Source organism: Vibrio sp. T20 (assembly GCF_007858795.1).
GTDB classification, from domain to species: Bacteria; Pseudomonadota; Gammaproteobacteria; order Enterobacterales; family Vibrionaceae; genus Vibrio; species Vibrio satsumensis.
Genome location: NZ_VFEB01000029.1, coordinates 1 through 318 on the forward strand (window position 1 = coordinate 1; position 318 = coordinate 318).

The 318-nt window shown below is 42.5% G+C and carries 1 protein-coding gene; it reads right to left on the reverse strand.

The genetic code is table 11. The annotated features are described in order from the left end of the window. Positions 1-318 (reverse strand): PTS sugar transporter subunit IIA (locus FTW16_RS01475; RefSeq protein ID WP_146489808.1); only part of this gene is annotated, 318 nt, incomplete at both ends.

A 318-nucleotide genomic window follows, 5' to 3' on the forward strand; every position in this document is an offset into this window, starting at 1 on the left:
ACTAACATTTCACTAAGTGCTTGAATAACCTCGATGTGTGCATCTGAATCCTTTGCAGCTAATGTTAATAAGACATTCGCTGGTCCCATTTCTGAACCGAAATCAACTGGGGTTGGAAAAACATGGATACCCAACCCAGTCTTTAGTACACCTGCTTCTGGACGGGCATGAGGCATAGCAATGCCTGGACAAAGAACATAATAAGGTCCACTATCATGCGTTGACTGAATGATCGCGTCTGCGTAGTTATCGGTAACGTAACCTTTATCTTGCAAATAACGAGTCGTTCCTTTAACTGCATCTTCCCACTTATATTCA